The organism is Micromonospora sp. NPDC053740, from assembly GCF_040677775.1.
Classification (GTDB): Bacteria; Actinomycetota; Actinomycetes; order Mycobacteriales; family Micromonosporaceae; genus Micromonospora; species Micromonospora alfalfae.
Map to the genome: position 1 here is coordinate 571898 of NZ_JBFASO010000001.1, position 17891 is coordinate 589788.

Below are 17891 nucleotides of genomic sequence, written 5' to 3' on the forward strand. Positions count from 1 at the left end.
GCTCTCTCTCGCGCAGCGGTCGGGTCTCGCGGGGGACGGTGCCCGGACATCTCAGGTGTCCGGGCACCGCCGGTGGAGCGGGTGGATCAGGCGGTGCACAGACCGCAGGTCGACTGCGTCTGGCAGGTGCCACAGGTGGTTCCGCCGCACGTCGCGCCACAGGAACCGCACGGGGTCTCCCGGGCGGTGAAGCCGCCACAGCAGCCGAGGGTCCACAGGCCCTCGGTGCGCGCGCCGGCGATGTGCGCGAGGACGTCGTCACCGAGCTCGACCACGCCGCAGGGGTGCTCCGGCAGCGCCGCCAACTGCTCGGCGGAAAGGCTCGCCCGGTACTCGGGGTCCTTCCAGGCTTGCACGATGTTCATTAAGGGCTCTCCTCAAGGGATTCGGGGATGTGCCGGCGAGAGAACGCAGTCGTGAAGGACGGGCCGTGTTCCCCGCCGAGGTGGCTCGGTCAGCCGCAACAGCCGGCGGTGAACGCCGCGCAGGTGCCGTTGCAGAAGGTGCCGTTGAAGGAGAAGCAGCCGGCGGCCCCGGTGACCACGGTGATCGTGGGAGTCGGGGTCCACGTGCCGCCGTCGGCGCCGTCGAGCTCCTGGTCGTTCAGCTCGACGAAGCCGGCCGGGTTCGCCGGCAGGCTGGCCCGGTCCTCGGCGCTGAGGGACGCCCGGTAGACCGGGTCCTTCCACGCCCTGATGTAGTCCATCTGAAACTCCGATCTATAGGTGGTGAAGCGCGATACGTGGATGGGCCTCCACGGGCGGAACCGTAGGACCGCGCTATGGCAGATCGATGGCACCGCGATGGTCGGTCGGCGGCTCCAGCAGCAGCACCGACGGCACACCCGCCGGATCGGCCCAGCGCAGGAGCGCGTAACCGATGCCGGCCAGGCCGCTCATCAGCCCCGGTGTCTCGACACCCCGTGGCACACCGCACCGCCAGTTGCGGTTCTCGATGTCCGCGACAGCGGTCTCCCCGATCGCGGTGGCGCGCTGGACCGCCTCGTCGTCCCCGAGGGCTCGGGCGGCGACCAGTGCGGCCTCGGCGTTGCCGAGGTCCCCGTGGCAGATCGAGTGGTTGTGCAGCAGGTTTCTCGGCTCCAGCGTCGCCGTCAGCGCACGCCGCAGGTCGTCGCGCAGCAGCGCGTCGTCGGTGGCGTAGCCGAGGAGTTCGGCGCGGGCCATCGCGACCCCGGCCGCGCCGTGGCACCACGCGACCATGGAGTCGCCCTCCGGCGTGTCCGGACGTAGGTCGCGCCAGTTGCCGGTCGCCTCGTCGTACACCGTGCGTTCGTAGCGCAGCGCCGCGTCCACCGTGTCGCGATGCTCGTGCGTCCCGGTGTACCGGTCCCATCGGGCCAGGGCGGTGGCGATACCGGACGCGCCGTGGGAGAAGCCGGCGAGCGGCGTGTCCGCGTAGAGGGTGCCGGACCAGCCGACCCCGTCGCCGACCGGCCGTGCGCCGCTGAGCGTGTGCCGGGCCAGCGTCCGGGCGCCGTCGAGCAGGCTGGGGTCCGCGGTGACCCGGTGCAGCGACAGCAGGGCCAGCAGCCCGCCGGCGCTGCCGTTGATGATGTCGTACTCGCGGCTTTCGGTGGCGTGCGTGACCATCGAGGCGGCCAGGTCCACGGCGGTGTCGACCAGGTCGGCGCGGTCCAGGACGGCGCTGAGGTGGCTCAGGGCGTAGACCGAACCGCCCAGGTGGTCGAAGCCACCGACGCCCGCGGTCGCGGTCGGGCCGGTGAGCCAGCTCCGCGCCTCGCGGAGCATCATCGTGGCGGCCCGGTCGGCGGGCTGCCGGTAGACCGTGTCGCCGGTGACGTCGGCCAGCCGGGCGAGGAACAGGGCGATGCCGCTGATGCCGTTGTAGAGGTCCATGGCGCTGGGGCCGAGCATCCACACCTTGTCGGCGATCAGGCTCAGGCCCAGCCAGCAGATCCGGTCGTCCTCGGCGAGCGCGGTCGCCAGCAACCGATCACCGATGATGCGCGCCGCGTCGACGAAGCGCTCAGGTGCGACGGTCGCGGGGGCGACAGGCGAGTGCACGACCTTCGCGGGTACGACCGGCGGCGGCAGGACCACCGCGCCCGGGCGGCTCGGTGGACGCCACCGCGACGGGTCCCCCATGATCAGCGCGGTGAGCGAGGCTTCGATGATCCAGCTCTGCTGGGCCAGGTGGTCTTCGGACATGCCCACCAGTCGGTCGCGGACCGCGTCCAGGCCGGTCTGGCGCAGTGCCCCCGACACCACGGTGCCGTCGCCACCGGTGAGGTCCGTCGACGACGGTGTGGTCACGAAGATCGGAACGTCGCCGGCGTACATCTGGGCCAGTTCCGCGGCGATGAGGGCGTCGCGGTCCTCGCGGTGCTCGTGCCCGGCCCACAGGTTCTCGAAGTACCGGTCCCGGTCCAACGCGTCACGCAGCAGGTCCGGGTGCTGCGCCTCGGCGAGCAGCCGGACGTAGGACTCGGTGGCGCGCAGGACCACCCGCACCTCGTCGTGCGCGAACGCGGCCAACGGGCCGGACGACCCCAGCAACTCGTCCCGGTGTCGCAGCAGGATCCGGTAGAGCGTGCGGTATCCGTCGCCGATCTCGGGCGCGAACTCCGTCACGTCCAGACGCTGCTCACCCAGGGTGGGCAGGTTCCCCGAGCCGGGCAGCAGGACCCGCCGCCGATCCAGGCGCATCTCGTCGGTGCCGAACCCGTCCCAGACCGTGACCGGCCGGGCGGTCAACTGCCCACCGGCCCCGGACATCCCACTCATGTCGAACTGGTTGACCTGGTTGCCCTCGGTCCAGACCACCGGTGCCGGCAGCAGCCCCACAGTGACGACGGACCGGCTCATCAACGCGACCCCGGCGCTCTGCAGGTAGCCCGCCTGGTCGCCGATCGGCCGCTCCCACTGCCAGTTGTGCAGCATCGCCTCCAGATCGATGAGCATCGGGTGCTCACCGGAGGCGATCACATTCTCCTGATGGAAATCCGTCGCGCCGAGGGCCTGCAACAGTGCCAGCAGGGCGCCCTGCCGCCGATGGAACCGGCCGAGCGCGTCCCGGTCGGCGCAGGGTCCACTCTCGACGAACTCGGTCCACCCGTACACCTCACGGTCGACGACCCAGAACGTCCGCAGCGCGGGGTGCGCTCCGCGCTCGTTGAGCCAGACCAGCAGGTGCTGGAAGTGGCCGTCCACCTGTAGACGCCGGGGCTTGTACATCACCCGCGCGCCGGTCGCGAAGCGGACGACCGCCACCGAGCGACCGCCCCGATGGTTGTCGCCCGCCCCGAAGCTCACCTCGGCCAGGTCGCCGAGCGAGTCCGGCCCACCGCACCGGTCGGACAGCTCCGCGTGGTCGACGACGACACGCTCGGCGAACTCCAGCCGGCTGGCCTCCCAGTTGTCGACGACCCGCACCAGATCCCGGGCCAGCACCGGGTATTCGCGCAGCAGGCGCAGCGCGTGCTGCGGCTGCTCCAACCGGTGGAGGAAGTCGTGGAAGCGCTCGTGCGGGCTGCTCCCGGACAGCTCGCCCCGGATCCGCAGCACGTTGAGCTCCAGCGCCATGGTCCGGGCCACCAGCATGTTGACGGTGTCTATCGGCCCGGGGCCCAACCGCGTGGTCAGCGCCTCGGCGGACAGGTGCGGGTGGCCATCGACCAACGCCGCCACCCGTGCACCCAACCGTTCGAGCGCGTCGGCGATCAGCGGTGCGACGAGCACCGCGAATCCCGCGCTGTCGTCGTGTCCGGCCGCGCTGTGGCCGGGCGCCACCGAGGTGGCCGGATGTCGCCGCGCGGCCTCGACCAGCCGACGGGCGTGATCCGGTGCCGTGTCGAACCGGGACCGAACGGTCTCGGGCTGCTCGCCCAGGACCCGGATGAGGTCGGCCTCGTCGAGCCCGTGCTGGGCCAGGCGCTGCGGAATCAGGTCGGGCCGCCTCGCGTGGACCGGCTCGTCCAACCACATCTTCAGCCGGATCCGGCCGAGATCCTCGTCGACGGGGCCGGTCGGCACCGCGCCGGTAAGCCGCTCCCGCAGGGAGTGACCCAGAAACCATCCGGCGTCCCCCGGCTGCACCGGGGCAAGGCCGTCGTCCATCTGCTCCGCCTCACCGCGCGGCGTCGCCGCGCATCACGTGTTGGTGGCCGCCCGTGCCCGGGCGTGTCCTTCGGGAAAACGGCCTGTCACCCAGGTCGGGCCCAGGTCGCCGCGCAACATCGAGGCGTACGCCGCGAGCAGCGCCGGGGTCGGCTCGACGCCCAATTCGGTCGCCAGGCGGGTACGGAAGGCGCCGAACACGTCGATCGCCTCGCTCTGCCTGCCGCTCTGGTACAGGGCGGTCATCAGCATGATCGCCAGCCGTTCCCGCAGGGGATACTCCGCCTGCAGGGCGATGAGCGCGGGGATCGCCCGGTGGCAGTCGCCCAGCCGCAGATGCAGTTCCAGCCGGTGTTCCAGGCAGACGATGCGGCGTTCGAGCAGGTGTTGCCGACGGTTCTCCGCGTACGGACCGGTCAGGCCCGCCAACGGCTCGCCCGCCCAGCTCCGCTCGGCCTCGGCCAGTAGCGCCGCGGCCCCGGCGAGGTCGCCGGCCGTCTCGGCGGCAGCCGCCCGCTCAACCGCCTCGTCGAAGTCCGCGACGTCGGTGCGGGCCGAACCGAGGCGCAGTCGGTAGCCGATCCGGGAGCTGTCTATCGCGGGACCGTCGTGGCCGACGCACGCCGCCTGGAGCGTGCGTCGCAGCCGATAGATGTACGGCGGGATCAGCTTCGTGCCGGTCGCCGGGGCCTGGCCGCCCCAGACTCCCTGCAGGATCGACGCCGGTGTGACCACACGGTTCGCGTTGAACAGCAGGATCGCGAAGACCGCCTGTTGCCGGACGGGCCCGAGGTCGAGCCACTCTGTACCGACCTCGGCGTGCAGCGGACCGAGGGCGAGAAACCGTACCCGCGTCACGGCATCGCACCGCCCGCACCAGGACTCGTCATCGAGGTCTCCTCCCTACCGGCGGCCGGGGGACCGCGCACAGGCGACGAGGCACGGCACGCACCCGGGTCAGCTCTGAGTCCGGCGGCGCCGCTTGGATCGAAGATCATCGTGTCCAGGGGATGGTAGGACGGTCGGCGTACAACTCGCGTACATCGCCCGTACGAACAGCGCGCAGCGGGTAGCCGCGCGCATTTTGAAACGGAAATGGCGCTGCCGGTGAGTCGTCAGGTGACTCACCGGCAGCACGTCGATCAGTAGGTCCTAGGCGTCGGCGTGGCGCTCACTCGGGCGGCTTGGCCCCCGACTGCTCGCTGACCATGTACGCCGCGTACCAGTCGGGCCAGTTGTCGTCATGCTCGCCCGTACGTTCCTCGTGCTCGCCGTGGGCGGCGGCCGCGCGTCGAAGCGCGCTCGCCAGGTCGCTCGTGGAGCCGAACGACGTGAGGCCGCCCTCGATGCGTCCGGGAAGCCTGGTCGTGATCTCCTGCATCAGCCAGGTGTTGCCGTCCGGGTCGCGCAGCGTGGCGCGCGAGACGTAGCTGCGACGCTGCGGGTCCGGCCCGTCGACCGGGCCGTCCGGGCTGACGTGGAAGACGTCGCCGACCTCGACACCGGCCGCGGCGAGGGTGTCGTGGGCCGCCTCGATGTCGGACACGATCAGGTACGCCGTGGCCGAGCCGGGTGCCGCCGACGTGAGCCCGGGGCCGAACTGTACGGAACACGCGGAGCCGTGCGGCGTCAACTGGACGATGCCGGGCGGGGTCTGGTCGAGCCGCCACCCGAGCCGTTCGTAGAACGCCTTCGCCCGGTCGACATCGGAGACCGGGATGACGATCACCTCAAGCTTGACGTCCAGGCTTTCGATGCGCGACGTCGCACTCGCGTCGCCCTGGGCCACCTTCGGGCTCATCGCCGCCCCCCTTCCTGATCACCACGCTACTGCCTGCATCAGTGCTCGGCGCCGGCTTCCCGGCATCAGCCCGGCGCCATCCGGGTGGCCCTGCGCACCCCCAACAGGGCGACCAGGGCGAGGAGAATGACGGCGACGGAGTACTCGTCGGCGGTCCTCGGCAAGCCGCCGGCGTAGACCACGAGGAAGCCGGCGATCACCGTGGGCAGACCGAAGCCGACGTAGCAGACGACGTAGAGCACGGACAGCACGCTGGCGCGTTGGTGCGCCTCGACCAGCGGCATGACCGTCTTGAGGCTGCCCTGGAAGCCGCTGCCGAAGCCGACGCCCCCGAGCGCGAGGCCGACGAAGAAGATCGGGACGGACTGCGCCATGACCGCCACCAACGTGACGACCATGCCCAGGATGAGCGCGACGATTCCGGTCAGGATCACGGTCCGCGCGGCGGTGTTGCGCTGGACCAGCACGGCGACCGACCCGAAGACGGCGAAGACGAAGAGGACCAGACCACCGACCACGATCGACGTGTTCATGAGGCTGCGGATCAACGCCGGGCCGAGCGCGCCGAAGAACCCGGCCAGCGCCCACACTGCGAAGAGCACCGGGATGACGACCAGGACGGGTTGGCGCACCGAGCGGGGCAGCGTGATGTCCGGCCGCAGGCTGCCTCGGGCCCCGGCCATCGGGGTGACGGTCTCCGGCATCAGCGCGACTCCGACGGCCTGGATCAGCAGGATCACGAGCAGCACGAGGTACACCAGTCGCGTCGGCGCGGGCAGGTACTGGATGAGCAGCGCCGAGAGCAGTGCGCCACTTCCGGTGCCGATGCCGGGGGCTATCGAGTTCGCGAGCGTGCCCCGGGCCCTGTCGATGTCGAGCATGGCGGCGCCCACCGCGCCGGTGGCGGCGCCGGCCGCCAGCCCCTGCACGAGGCGGGCGACCAACAGGGCAGCAACGCCGTTGGCGACGATGAAGACGACCAACGCGAGCATCTGCACCGCGATCGCGACGGCCAGCACCGGCCGTCGGCCGACGTGGTCGGACAACCTGCCGAACGTGAGCAGCGACGCCAGCACCGCGAGGGCGTAGACGGCGAACACCACTGTGGTCGTGACCGGCGAGAAGTGCCAGCGTTCCTGGTAGACACCGTAGAGCGGGGTCGGGGCCGCCGACGCGGCCAGGAAGGACACCAGGATCGACGCCAGCAGCACCAGGGAGACCGTTGGTGTGAGTCGGGCCCGCCCCGCGATAGGCATGTCGGTGCTCCTCGGCTGCGTGAAAGACGGTCAGCCTGGGCGTTCCGCCGGCCCTGAGGGCCACGGCGGCGTACCCGCTTGGCGCCGGCACATGCCCGCTCAGCCCTCGGTGTCCTGGCCCGTCGCCGGGAGACTCGCCACGCCACGGGCCAGCGCGTCCCTGAAGTCGCGGTACCGGTCGGGGCCGAGCGTGTCGGCGAGCTTCTGCTCGATCAGGTGCACGAAGCCGTCGGAGGCCGCGATGAAGCTGAGACCCCGATCCGTCGGCACGATCAACTTTGCCCGGCGGTCGGCCGGGTCGGGCGTACGCCGGACGTAGCCCAGCCGTTCCAACTCGTCGAGGATCGCGCCCATCGTCTGCTTGTTGCGACCGGCCAGCCGGGCCAACTCGCCGGGACGGGTGCCCTCGGCGTCCAGGTACGCGAGGACCGCGCCGTGGCGCGGACGGACGTCGTCGAACCCCTGCTCCGCCGAGCGGCGGAAAATCTCCCGCTGGACGCGTGCGGAGAGCTGCACGGCCAGGATCCCAAGATCGGGGTCCTGCTCCTTCTGTGTGCTGCGCTTCATAATTTGGTCCAATCATTGGACGGTACAAGTTATGGACTATATCGTCGTCGGCGACCGGTGGGCCGACCTCGGTCCGCCTGACCGAGAGGATGACCATGACCATTCTGATAACCGGGGCAAACGGCACGGTGTCGCGGGAGGTGCTGCGGGAGCTGGCCGGCAAACAGTCGGTCCGCGCTCTTGTCCGGGACTCGTCGCGCACACCGGGGCTGGACGGGGTCGAGTACGTCGTCGGCGACCTGGACCGCCCCACCACGCTGACCCCGGCGTTCGAGGGGGTGACGACGCTGTGGCTGCTGATGCCGATGGGCCCGCTGGCACCGAGCCAGAGCATGAACGCGGTGTGGGCGGCCCGACAGGCCGGCGTGCGGCACATCGTCCGGCTCTCCGCGATCGGGGCCGCGCACGACGCGCCCACCCGCAACGGCCGACTCCACGCGCTCTCCGACGCGGAGCTACAGCAGTCGGGTATCCCCTGGACGATCCTGCGACCGAGCTTCTTCATGCAGAACCTGCTCGCCGCCAAGGCTGGTGAAGACCTCTACGGGCTCTTCGGTGACTCGCGGGTCGGCCTGATCGACGCCCGGGACATCGCCGCCGCGGGAGCAGCGATCCTCACCGCGCCGCAGCGGCACGAGGGCAAGATCTACACGCCCACCGGCCCGGAGAGCATCACCCTGGACGAGGCCGCCGACGAGGTCGCCAGTGCGCTCGGCCAGCCGGTGCGCTACGTGCCGCAGAGCCCGGAACAGGTACGCGACGGCCTGCTCCAGGCCGGCCTCGACCAGTGGTCGGCAGAGGTCCTCGCCGAGTACCGGGTCGCCTACGGCTCCGGGTGGGGCGACTTCACCAACGACCATGTCGAGCGGATCGTCGGCCGGCAGCCACGGACCTTCGCCGAGTTCGCCCGTGATCACCGCGAGCAGTTCGCCAGCGTCTGATCCGTCGACGGTTCGGCGCGGTGCCCTCCGGCGCGACCCCGCCGGAGGGCGCCGCCGCGCGGTCACCGGTCCGGCGGGCCCTCGTCGTCCGGCATCATCGTCGAGTCACGCTCCGTCGTTCGAAATCGCTGCTGATAGGCGCGGGGCGGCACCCCCACCCGGGCGAGAAACATCCGGCGCAACGTCTCCGGGCTGCCAATGCCGACCTGTTGGGCGCAGGCGGTGACGGATTTACCCGCGTGCAGCAACCGGATGGCCGCATCGACCCGCACGCCCTCCACGTACTTGCTGGGGCTGCTGCCGACCTCTTGCCGGAACATCCGGGAGAGGTGACGGGGGCTGACGTGCGCCCGGGCGGCGAGGGCCGTCACCGAGTGGTCGTCGGCCGGGTCGGCAGCCACCGCGTCGATCACCCGCCGCAGCACCGGAGTGCGCGGTCGGGGCAGAGCAAGCGACGGCGAGAACTGCGACTGACCACCGGGCCGTTGCAGGAAGACCACGAGCGACTGGGCCACCGACCGGGCGACCTCCGGACCGTGGTCGCGCTCCACGAGGGCCAGCGCGAGGTCGATGCCCGCGGACACGCCGGCGGAGGTGAAGATCGCCCCATCCCGCACGAAGATCGCGTCGCTCTCGACGCTGACCTGCGGAAATGCGGCGCCAAGCAACCGCGCGTGCTGCCAGTGCGTCGTCGCCCGCCGACCGTCCAGCAGGCCGGCGGCGGCCAGGACGAACGCGCCGGTGCAGACCGCGGCGGTGCGATCGGCGCGGTCCGACAGCGCTGCGGCGGCGGCGGTGAGTTCGGCACTGATCGGGCGCACCGCCAGCACGTCGCCGCCGACCACGAGGGCGGTCCCGACGTCGGTCGCCGCATCGGCCGCGCCATCCACGTGCACGCGCAGGCCCGTCGAGGCACGGACGGCGGCACCATCGCTGGAGCGCACCTCCAGCTCGTACCGGGCGCCGAACTTGGCGGCCTCGGCGAAGACCTCGAACGGTCCGGCAAGGTCCAGCAACGTCATGCCGTCGAAGACGAGGGCCGTGACCCGGTGTACCCCTGCCGCCCCGCTGCCCACCGCGTCAACCCCCTCCGATGTTGTCCTGATCTGAGGGAAGCATGGCAGATAGGACGGGGCAGGCGGCGGGTCAGGCGGGTGACGCTGGACGCATCGGAGCCCAGCCGAGCTCCCCAACCGACAGGACCGTGATGAGCCAGACAACGATCGCCGGCATCAAGATCCCCGACTCGCAGCTCGCCACCGACGCCACCGAACTGGTCCGCCAGGCCACCGACGACCTGCTGTTCCATCACTCGCGGCGGGTCTTCCTCTTCGGCACGCTCCAGGGTCGGCGGCTCGGCCTGAAGGCCGACCCCGAGCTGCTCTACGTGGGAGCGATGTTCCACGATCTGGGACTGACCGAACGCTACCGCCGCGACGATCAGCGCTTCGAACTCGACGGCGCCGACGAGGCACGCCGCTTCCTCCGATCCAACGGCATCGGCGAACACGAGGCCCGACTCGTCTGGGAAGGGATCGCCCTGCACACCACGCCCGAGGTTCCGTACCGGCTGGAACCCGAGGTCGCTCTGGTCACCGCAGGTGTCGAGACGGACGTGCTCGGGATCGGCTACCACGAGTTGTCGCCGGCCGACATCGCCGCGGTCACCACGGCACACCCGCGGCCGAACTTCAAGCGGGCCATCGTCGACGCCTTCGCCGCTGGTTTCCGGCACCGGCCGGACACCACCTTCGGGACCGTCAACGGCGACGTGCTGGAGCACCGGGTGCCCGGCTACCGCCACATCGACTTCGTCCGGGTCATCGAGGGCTCCGCCTGGCCCGAATGAACCCCCTACAGATCGGGGTGGCCGAAGAGTCCCGGTAGACCGCCGCTGTGCAGAAAGACGACCCGGTCGCCGTGCGGGAAGCTGCCAGTCAGCAGCGCCGCCATCGCCCGACCGGTGTACGTCGGGTCCAGGAAGACTCCCTCCGTACGGGCGGTCACCTCCAGCGCCGCCCGGACGGCGTCGGTGAGCGTGCGGTATCCCGCACCCACCTGGGTGCCGTCGATCCGCAGCGCGTCCGGTTCGACTTCGCCGACGAGCAGCCCGGCGACTGTCGCCCGTGGGTCCGGCACGGCACCGACATCCACGCCGATCACCCGCTGCACGCCCAACTCCCGCACCAGGCCGGCCATCGTCCCGCCGGAACCGAGCGCCGCCACCACCTCGACCCCGTCGGCGTCCGGCAACTGGGCCCGCAGCTCCCGAGCGCAGTCCACATAACCCTGGATCGACAGAGGTGAGGTGCCGCCGAACGGAATGACGTACGCCGATCGTCGTTCCGCCTCGGTCGCCACCACCTCGGTGAGCGGACGGTCGCCGCTCCAGACGATCTCCGCGCCGGCGAGCCCGTCGAGCAGCAGGTTGCCTCGTCGACGCTCCGGGGGCGAGCCGGCGAGCACCAGCACACAGGAGAGGCCGAGCCGCGCGGCCGCAGCCGCGGTGAGCCGGGCGTGGTTGCTCTGCGGCGCCCCGGAGGTGATGACAGTGGTGGCGCCGACGGCGATCGCCTGGGCGCAGGTGTACTGGAGCTTGCGGATCTTGTTGCCACCCCCGCCGAGGCCGTTGAGATCGTCACGCTTGAGCCAGAGCTCGGCCAGCCCCAGCCGGGCGGCGAGCCGGGGCGCGGCCTCCAACGGCGTCGGCCAGGTACCGAGGGGAACGGGTGTGATCATCCGTGCAGCTAAACACTCTCCGGCCCCGCACGCAGCTACCTGAGCCTGGGCGCTCTTCGGCGGCTATGCCCGACCTGCTGCTGCCCGGGGCAGCGGACCGACGTCCGCGTGGCGACCGGGACGGAGCGCCGCGTGCCGCTGCCCGGGACCCGCTCCGTCGCGGGCGGCGAGCACGTCGGCCACCGCTCCGGTGGCGAACGCGTAGATGGACTTGTGCAACACGTCGATGGCGAGCTCGGGGCGGGGCCAGGTCAGCGGAGGCGCCCCCACGCCGGTGGCGTTCTCCAGGATCTGGTCGTTGCTCAGGCGCACCGCCGTGAACATCGTTGAGGCCCAGACACCGCGCAGCCCGGCCTGCGCCATGACGCTGCGCAGCACGCCGAGCAGCGCACCCTGGCCGTAGTGCATCGCCAGGTTCTGCCACCGGGGCTGCTGCCCGGAGGTTTCCGGCAGGCCGGCCAGCCTGGCCAGAACCCGGGCCGGCACGTAGGAGTCGGGCCGATCGGTCACCCGCTGTTCGATCTTCTCGGCGGCCGTCATCACCGCCGCCCCGGCCAGGCCCGCCACCACTCCCTGCCACACCGCTCGCTTCAGCATGATGCAGCCCTACCCACCGACCAGCCACCCACACCTCCGAGTGGTCACCGGACCTGGAGGCCCGACTCTCAGCCCACCGCCTGGGCGACCAGGGCCTCGGCGACCTCGCGCACCTTCCGGTTGGAGTCCTGGGAGATCTTCGACAACAGCGCGAACGCCTCCTCCGACGAGCACCGCCGGCTCCCCATGATGATCCCCTTGGCCTGCTCGATCACGGCCCGGTTCCGCATCGCTTCCTGCATCTGCGCCGCCAGTGTGGCCGCGTTCTCGTACAGGTGCGCGTTGGCCAGTGCCACCGCCGCGTACGCGGCGAAGCCCTCCGCATTGACGATCGAGGACGGGTCGAACGCGTTCGGCGAATCGCTGTAGACGTTGAGCGCGCCGACCACCGACCCCTGGATGGGAAGCCCGATGGAGAGGGAACTCTTCACCCCGGCGCCGCGAGCCCTCTCAGCCCAGGCCGGCCAGCGCTCTTCGGTGGCCATGTCCGGCACCGAGATGGTGTCACCGCTGGCGGAGGCATCCAGGCAGGGACCCCGGTGCTGCTCGTACTGCCACTCGTCCAGTTCACGGGCCAGCTCGCCGGTGAATGCCCCGGTCCAACCGACCCGACCCCGCACCAGAGTGACAGTCACCTCTCTCGTCCCAGGAATGCTGCCCTTGGCGAGGTCGGCGATCCGGCGCAGCATGTCGTCCAGGCTGACCTCGTCGAGTCTGACCCGGCCCAGCTCGGCCAACGCATCGGTGGGATCCATCGTCGGCTGCGTCATCGCAGTACGCCCTCCTCGATCTGCGTCCGCCGGAATGGAAGATTCCGGCACGGCCGGCACCACGTCGGATGCTCGGCAGCCCCGCCCCGGGGCGGTCGTCAGCAACCGTGGTCCTACCCCGTGAATCACCCACTCACACCCTGCTGAGGACAGGGCGGCCCGCGTTTGCGCAGATCAGCTCCAGCGGGTCGAGGTCGCGAATGTCCGGCCACGACGGCTGTCGTTCGGTGGCCCCGTCACACCGAGCCGGTGAACTGGCTGACGTGGTAGGCGGTGCTGCGGCCGTCCGGGGTGCGGGTCCACTTCGAGACCATCAGGTGCAGGTCGTTGGCGTTCCGGCTGGACCAGGGATGGATGAACCCACCGTAGAGCCCGGGCTCCTGCCAGCCCGTCAGCTGAATCTTCTCCCCCGTCCAGCTTCGGTCGGGTCCGGACGCGGTCCGGGTGACCAGGCATCCGTTCTGGCAGTTGAGGTAGGACATCACCCAGGTCCCGTCGGCCAGCCGGCGCACCGATGGTTCGCCGAAGCGGCCGGTGAGGATGGGTGTGCAGGGTCTCCCCCAGCCCCAGTTGGTGCCGTTCCAGCCCCAGCCCTCGTACGACTCGGGGTAGAACAGCCGATCCCACCGGACGCGTCGCAGCATCATCGGACCGTCCTGCCGCCCCGACCGGACCGAGAAGACGTAGACGTACTCGCCGTCGCGCTGCATGGTCCACATTTGAAACGGGTCCCTGTTGTCCGAGCTGTTCCACCACTTCAGCGACGTACGGACGAAGTCGTTGCCGTTGTCGGAGAAGGCCAGCCCCGCGTAGCGGGACTTCCACTGCGGGCCGGCCGGGCCGGCGGAGTTCCAGTTCTCGATGCTCATGTACGAGATGAGCTGCCGACCGGTCTCCGGCAAGCTGATGCCGTCGTTGGGGATGACTGTCACCTCGGGAAGACCGTCGATGCCGATGCCGTGGTGGCCGTTGTGCATCAGCTCCGGGGCCCGTCCGTTGCCGGCGACGCGTGCGGCGCTGTCGAACACGATTCCGCCCGGCGCGCCGGGGTGGACGGCGGAGCGCAACATGACCGGCGACCGCCAGTCGTTCGGCAGGGGCGGGCCCTCGGGCCACGGTGTGTCGAAGGTGTCGCCGAAGAGGTAGCCGATCGACCCGTTCTCCAGCACGTAGGGGATGCCCAGATCGGTGCCGGCCACCCGCCAGCGGCTACTGGTGTCCAGGTCCGCACCGGTCAGCCGCTTCTTCCAGACCGCCGCCTGAGCCGGAGCGGCAGTGGTCAGGATCGCGCCGACGGAACCGACCGCGCCGGCGGCCCCGATCGCGGCGGCGCGCCCGAGCAACGAGCGACGACGTACGCCCATGGCTGCCCTCTCCTGTCGCACTCGTCCTGGCCCTGCCGCGTGATTGGACAGCGGTTGCGGGCGAGTAAACCCGCCGACGACAACGGCTGTCAATACCTGCCCGCCTTGAACGATGTATTGAAGGAATTCTTCATAGAACATTGACACCCATCAGCGTCCTGAAGAAACTCTCAGCAATCGGTTCCCGGCCGTTGGCAGTCTCGTGACGCCACCAGTCGAGCATCCCCGACCCGACGAGGAGCAGCGTGAGACGTACTCTCCTGGCCCTGCTGGTCGCCCTCGGCATGGCTGGCACGACGGTCCCGGCCGCGCCGGCGCACGCGGACCCGGTCGGAACCCTGGCCTGCCCCTCCATCCCCGCGAACCGCGACCCGGCGGTGACCCTTGTCGTCTACCGGGTCGCCCGGGCGTACAACGCCAACGACAAGGTCATGCTGTCCGCGTTCGAGGCGGGCTGGGTCGAGTCCCACATGAACAACCTGCCGTGTGGCGACAAGTCGTCGCTCGGGGTGTTCCAGCAGCGCTGGGACTACGGGTGGGGCACTCCGGAGCAGATCATGGACCCGGTCTACGCCAGCACCCAGTACGTCACCCGGGCCATCGTCTGCGACCGCAACAACCCCGGTCACAGTGCCGGCCAGGTCGCCCAGTGCGTCCAACGGTCCGGCTTCCCCGACCGGTACGACCAGGCAGCCGCGACCGCCAGGGCCCAGCTCAACGAGGCGGCCCGCACCCACGCCATCGCCGGTGGATCCCACACCGACGTGACCGGCGACGGCCGCGACGACATCGTCACCTTCACCCAGAACGCCCTCGCCGACGTCTACGTGGGCACGTCCACCGGCAGCTCCTACGCCGGCACCTCGGCGAAGTGGAACGACTTCTTCTCCCTCGGTGGCGAGACCGCCTCCACCGGCGACGTCAACGGCGACGGCCGCGACGACGTCGTCACCTTCGCCCACAGCAACACCGGCGACGTCTACGTCGCGCTCTCCACCGGCGCCTCGTTCGGTGCTGGCCTCAAGTGGCACGACTGGTTCGCCCCGGGCGCGGAGATCGGCGCGGTCGGCGACGTCAACGGTGACGGGCGCGACGACATCGTGGCGTTCACGCACAACCCCGCCGGTGACGTGTACGTCGCACTCTCCACCGGCACCGGCTTCGGCGCCGGCCTCAAGTGGCACGAGTTCTTCAGCCCGTTCGGCGAGTTCCCCGCGCTCGGTGACGTCAACGGCGACGGCCGGGACGACCTCATCACCTTCACCCAGGGCCCGGCCTCCGCCAGCGACGTCATCGTCGCCCTGTCGAACGGCAGTTCCTTCGGCGCGGCGCAGAAGTGGCACGACCTGTTCGCCGTCGGCGCCGAACTGCCCAGGGTCGGTGACGTCAACGGCGACGGCAGAGACGACATCGTCACCTTCACCTGCGATGCCAACGCCGACGTGTACGCCGCCACCTCCACCGGCACCGGCTTCGCCGGGACCACAGTGAAGTGGCACGACTTCTTCTGCCTGACCGGCGAGTTCCCTTACCTCGGCGACGCCAACGGGGACGGCATGGACGACCTCATCGTCTTCACCAAGGGCGCCACCAACGATGTCCACGTCGCGCTCTCCACCGGCACCGGCTTCCTCGGCGCCACCAGATGGCACGACTTCTTCGGCCTCACCGGAGAGACGACGCTGTGATCAGCGGATCGGAGACCTCATGCGACTGACCAGGCGTACGTGCACCCTCTTCCTGGCGGCGGCGCTGGCCGGTCAGGTCGCTGTCGCGCCGGCCGACGCGGCCGGACCCGTGACGCCCGGCTCGCTCACCGCTGACTTCACCCGGGCCGCCACCGAGTTTGACGTGCCCCGGGACCTGCTGGTCGCCGTCGCCTACGGTGAGTCCCGGCTGGACGGGCACGGCGGCCTGCCCAGCCAGGCCAACGGGTACGGGGTCATGCACCTGGTCAGCAATCCCACCCAGCACAGCCTGGAGCGGGCGGCCACGCTCACCGGCGAACCGGTCGACCGCCTGCGCTCGGTCTCCGCCGCCAACATCCGCGGCGGTGCTGCTGTGCTCCGCGACCTGGCCGACGACGAGGGGCTGACCGGCGGGGCACGCGACCGGCTCTCCGCCTGGTATCCGGTGGTGGCGCGCTACAGCGCCGCCGTGGACGCGTCGACCGCCCGGCTCTACGCCGACCACGTCTACGACCTGCTGCGTACCGGAATCGCCGCCGGACCGGTTCGGGTCGCGCCCCGACCACTGCGACCCGAACTCGGCCGCTACGCGGGGGTCGCCGCCGCGGGCGACGCCGGTGCGAACGCCGCGGCGGCGGTGCCGGAGTACGGGTCGGCCCGGTGGGTGTCCGCCTACGGCGGCAACTACCAGGCCGGCCGATCGGCGCGGATAACCACAGTCGTGGTGCACGTGACCCAGGGGTCCTACGCCGGCACGGTGAGCTGGTTCCAGAACCCGTCGGCGGGGGTGAGCGCGCACTACGTGGTGAAATCGAGCAACGGCGAGATCACCCAGATGGTGCGCGAGGGCGACACCGCCTACCACGCACGCTCGGCCAACCCGTACGCGGTGGGCATCGAGCACGAGGGGTTCGTGGACAACCCCGCGTGGTTCACCGACGCCATGTACCGGTCGTCAGCCGCGCTGACCCGCTACCTCTGCGACAAGTACGGGCTACCGAAGACCCGTGCGTCGATCAGGGGTCACAACGAGCTGCCCGGCAACGACCACACCGACCCCGGGCCGAACTGGAACTGGAACTACTACGTCTCCCTTGTCAACGCCGGCGGCTCGGGTGGCCGGTACCTGGCGGGTTCACCGACGGACTTCACCGGCGACGGCCGCGACGACATCGTCGCGTTCACCCAGGGCAACCTCAACGACGTCTACGTGGCCACCTCCACCGGCTCCTCGTTCGCAGGGACGTCGGTGAAGTGGAACGACTTCTTCGGCCTCAACGGCGAGACCCTGCTCAGCGGCGACGTCAACAGCGACGGCAGGGACGACGTCGTCGCCTTCACCCACGACACTCTCGGTGACGTCTACGTGGCCCTCTCCACCGGCACCAGTTTCGGCGGCGGTCAGAAGTGGCACGAGTGGTTCGCGCCGGGCGCGGAGGTCGGCGCGGTCGGAGACGTCAACGGCGACGGACGCGACGACATCATCGCCTTCACCCACGACACCAACGCCGACGTGTACGTGGCGTTGTCCACCGGCACGGGTTTCGGCCCCGGCCTCAAGTGGCACGAGTACTTCTCCATCCCCGGCGAGTATCCGGCCCTCGGGGACGTCAACGGCGATGGTCGCGACGACATCATCACCTTCACCCAGGGGCCGCCCACGGCGAGCGACGTGATCGTCTCCCTCTCCACAGGAAGCGGATTTGGCGCGCCCCAGAAGTGGCACGACCTGTTCGCCGTCGGGACGGAACAACCCCGCGTCGGGGACATCAACGGCGACGGCCGCGACGACATCGTCACCTTCACCTGCAACGCCGACGCCGACGTCTACGCCGCCATCTCCACCGGCACCTCGTTCGTCGGCACCACAGTCAAGTGGAACGACCTCTTCTGCCTGCCCGGGGAATTCCCCTACCTGGGTGACTACAACGGCGACGGCAAGGACGACATCGTCGCCTTCACCAAGGGCAGCTTCAACGACGTCCACGTCGGCCTCTCCACCGGCACCAGCTTCCTCGGCGCCACCAAATGGCACGACTTCTTCGGCCTCAACGGCGAAACCACCCTCTGA

At 70.4% G+C, this 17891-nt stretch carries 16 protein-coding genes; 4 read left to right on the top strand and 12 right to left on the bottom strand.

Annotated elements, in window-relative coordinates:
* Nucleotides 1–86 precede the first annotated feature (86 nt).
* The 7 genes from AB0K35_RS02530 to AB0K35_RS02560 form a co-directional block, all read right to left on the bottom strand.
* Nucleotides 87–365 (bottom strand): mersacidin/lichenicidin family type 2 lantibiotic, encoded by a 279-nt coding sequence (locus AB0K35_RS02530; protein WP_091399738.1) that lies wholly within the window; start codon nucleotides 363–365, stop codon nucleotides 87–89.
* Nucleotides 366–454: 89 nt separating this feature from the next.
* Nucleotides 455–706 (bottom strand): mersacidin/lichenicidin family type 2 lantibiotic, encoded by a 252-nt coding sequence (locus AB0K35_RS02535; RefSeq protein WP_112603060.1) that lies wholly within the window; start codon nucleotides 704–706, stop codon nucleotides 455–457.
* A 73-nt stretch (nucleotides 707–779) separates the two neighbouring features.
* Complete coding sequence (locus tag AB0K35_RS02540) at nucleotides 780–4097, bottom strand: type 2 lanthipeptide synthetase LanM family protein (protein WP_363883245.1); 3318 nt, start codon at nucleotides 4095–4097, stop codon at nucleotides 780–782.
* Nucleotides 4098–4130: 33 nt separating this feature from the next.
* On the bottom strand, nucleotides 4131–4955 hold the full coding sequence (locus AB0K35_RS02545) for an AfsR/SARP family transcriptional regulator (protein ID WP_363883247.1): 825 nt from the start codon (nucleotides 4953–4955) through the stop codon (nucleotides 4131–4133).
* Nucleotides 4956–5268: 313 nt separating this feature from the next.
* The gene (locus AB0K35_RS02550; protein WP_238667804.1) at nucleotides 5269–5898 is read right to left on the bottom strand and encodes a VOC family protein; all 630 of its coding nucleotides are present in this window, start codon (nucleotides 5896–5898) and stop codon (nucleotides 5269–5271) included.
* A 65-nt stretch (nucleotides 5899–5963) separates the two neighbouring features.
* A complete protein-coding gene (locus AB0K35_RS02555) occupies nucleotides 5964–7154 on the bottom strand; it encodes an MFS transporter (protein WP_238667805.1) in 1191 nt (396 codons plus the stop codon).
* Nucleotides 7155–7253: 99 nt separating this feature from the next.
* On the bottom strand, nucleotides 7254–7721 hold the full coding sequence (locus AB0K35_RS02560) for a MarR family transcriptional regulator (protein ID WP_238667806.1): 468 nt from the start codon (nucleotides 7719–7721) through the stop codon (nucleotides 7254–7256).
* Between the two features lie 95 nt (nucleotides 7722–7816).
* Between AB0K35_RS02560 and AB0K35_RS02565 the strand changes: the two genes are divergently transcribed.
* Nucleotides 7817–8662, top strand: coding sequence for an SDR family oxidoreductase (locus tag AB0K35_RS02565; protein WP_238667807.1), 846 nt, complete (start codon nucleotides 7817–7819; stop codon nucleotides 8660–8662).
* A 62-nt stretch (nucleotides 8663–8724) separates the two neighbouring features.
* Here AB0K35_RS02565 and AB0K35_RS02570 read toward each other — a convergent pair whose 3' ends face one another.
* Entirely contained in the window at nucleotides 8725–9738 is a 1014-nt protein-coding gene (locus AB0K35_RS02570; RefSeq protein WP_238667808.1) for a DJ-1/PfpI family protein, read from the bottom strand.
* Between the two features lie 131 nt (nucleotides 9739–9869).
* On the opposite strand from AB0K35_RS02570, the gene AB0K35_RS02575 reads away from it, so the two are divergent.
* Complete coding sequence (locus AB0K35_RS02575) at nucleotides 9870–10511, top strand: HD domain-containing protein (RefSeq protein WP_238667809.1); 642 nt, start codon at nucleotides 9870–9872, stop codon at nucleotides 10509–10511.
* A gap of 5 nt (nucleotides 10512–10516) precedes the next feature.
* Here the strand turns inward: AB0K35_RS02575 and AB0K35_RS02580 are convergent, their stop codons facing one another.
* The 4 genes from AB0K35_RS02580 to AB0K35_RS02595 all read right to left on the bottom strand — a co-directional run bounded on the left by AB0K35_RS02580 (nucleotide 10517) and on the right by AB0K35_RS02595 (nucleotide 14132).
* Nucleotides 10517–11401: a pyridoxal-phosphate dependent enzyme gene (locus AB0K35_RS02580; protein ID WP_363883251.1), complete on the bottom strand. Its 885-nt coding sequence runs from the start codon at nucleotides 11399–11401 to the stop codon at nucleotides 10517–10519.
* 63 nt (nucleotides 11402–11464) lie between these two features.
* Nucleotides 11465–11998 carry a hypothetical protein gene (locus tag AB0K35_RS02585; RefSeq protein WP_238667811.1) on the bottom strand — a complete coding sequence of 178 codons (534 nt, stop codon included), beginning with the start codon at nucleotides 11996–11998 and terminating at the stop codon, nucleotides 11465–11467.
* Between the two features lie 68 nt (nucleotides 11999–12066).
* The gene (locus AB0K35_RS02590) at nucleotides 12067–12768 is read right to left on the bottom strand and encodes a GAF and ANTAR domain-containing protein (protein WP_238667812.1); all 702 of its coding nucleotides are present in this window, start codon (nucleotides 12766–12768) and stop codon (nucleotides 12067–12069) included.
* A 236-nt stretch (nucleotides 12769–13004) separates the two neighbouring features.
* The gene (locus AB0K35_RS02595; RefSeq protein ID WP_363883253.1) at nucleotides 13005–14132 is read right to left on the bottom strand and encodes a DUF4185 domain-containing protein; all 1128 of its coding nucleotides are present in this window, start codon (nucleotides 14130–14132) and stop codon (nucleotides 13005–13007) included.
* Between the two features lie 245 nt (nucleotides 14133–14377).
* Here AB0K35_RS02595 and AB0K35_RS02600 point away from each other — a divergent pair, with 245 nt between their 5' ends.
* Both AB0K35_RS02600 and AB0K35_RS02605 read left to right on the top strand, forming a co-directional pair.
* Entirely contained in the window at nucleotides 14378–15820 is a 1443-nt protein-coding gene (locus AB0K35_RS02600; protein WP_363883255.1) for a VCBS repeat-containing protein, read from the top strand.
* A gap of 19 nt (nucleotides 15821–15839) precedes the next feature.
* Nucleotides 15840–17891, top strand: a complete 2052-nt coding sequence (locus AB0K35_RS02605; RefSeq protein WP_363883257.1) for an N-acetylmuramoyl-L-alanine amidase — start codon at nucleotides 15840–15842, stop codon at nucleotides 17889–17891.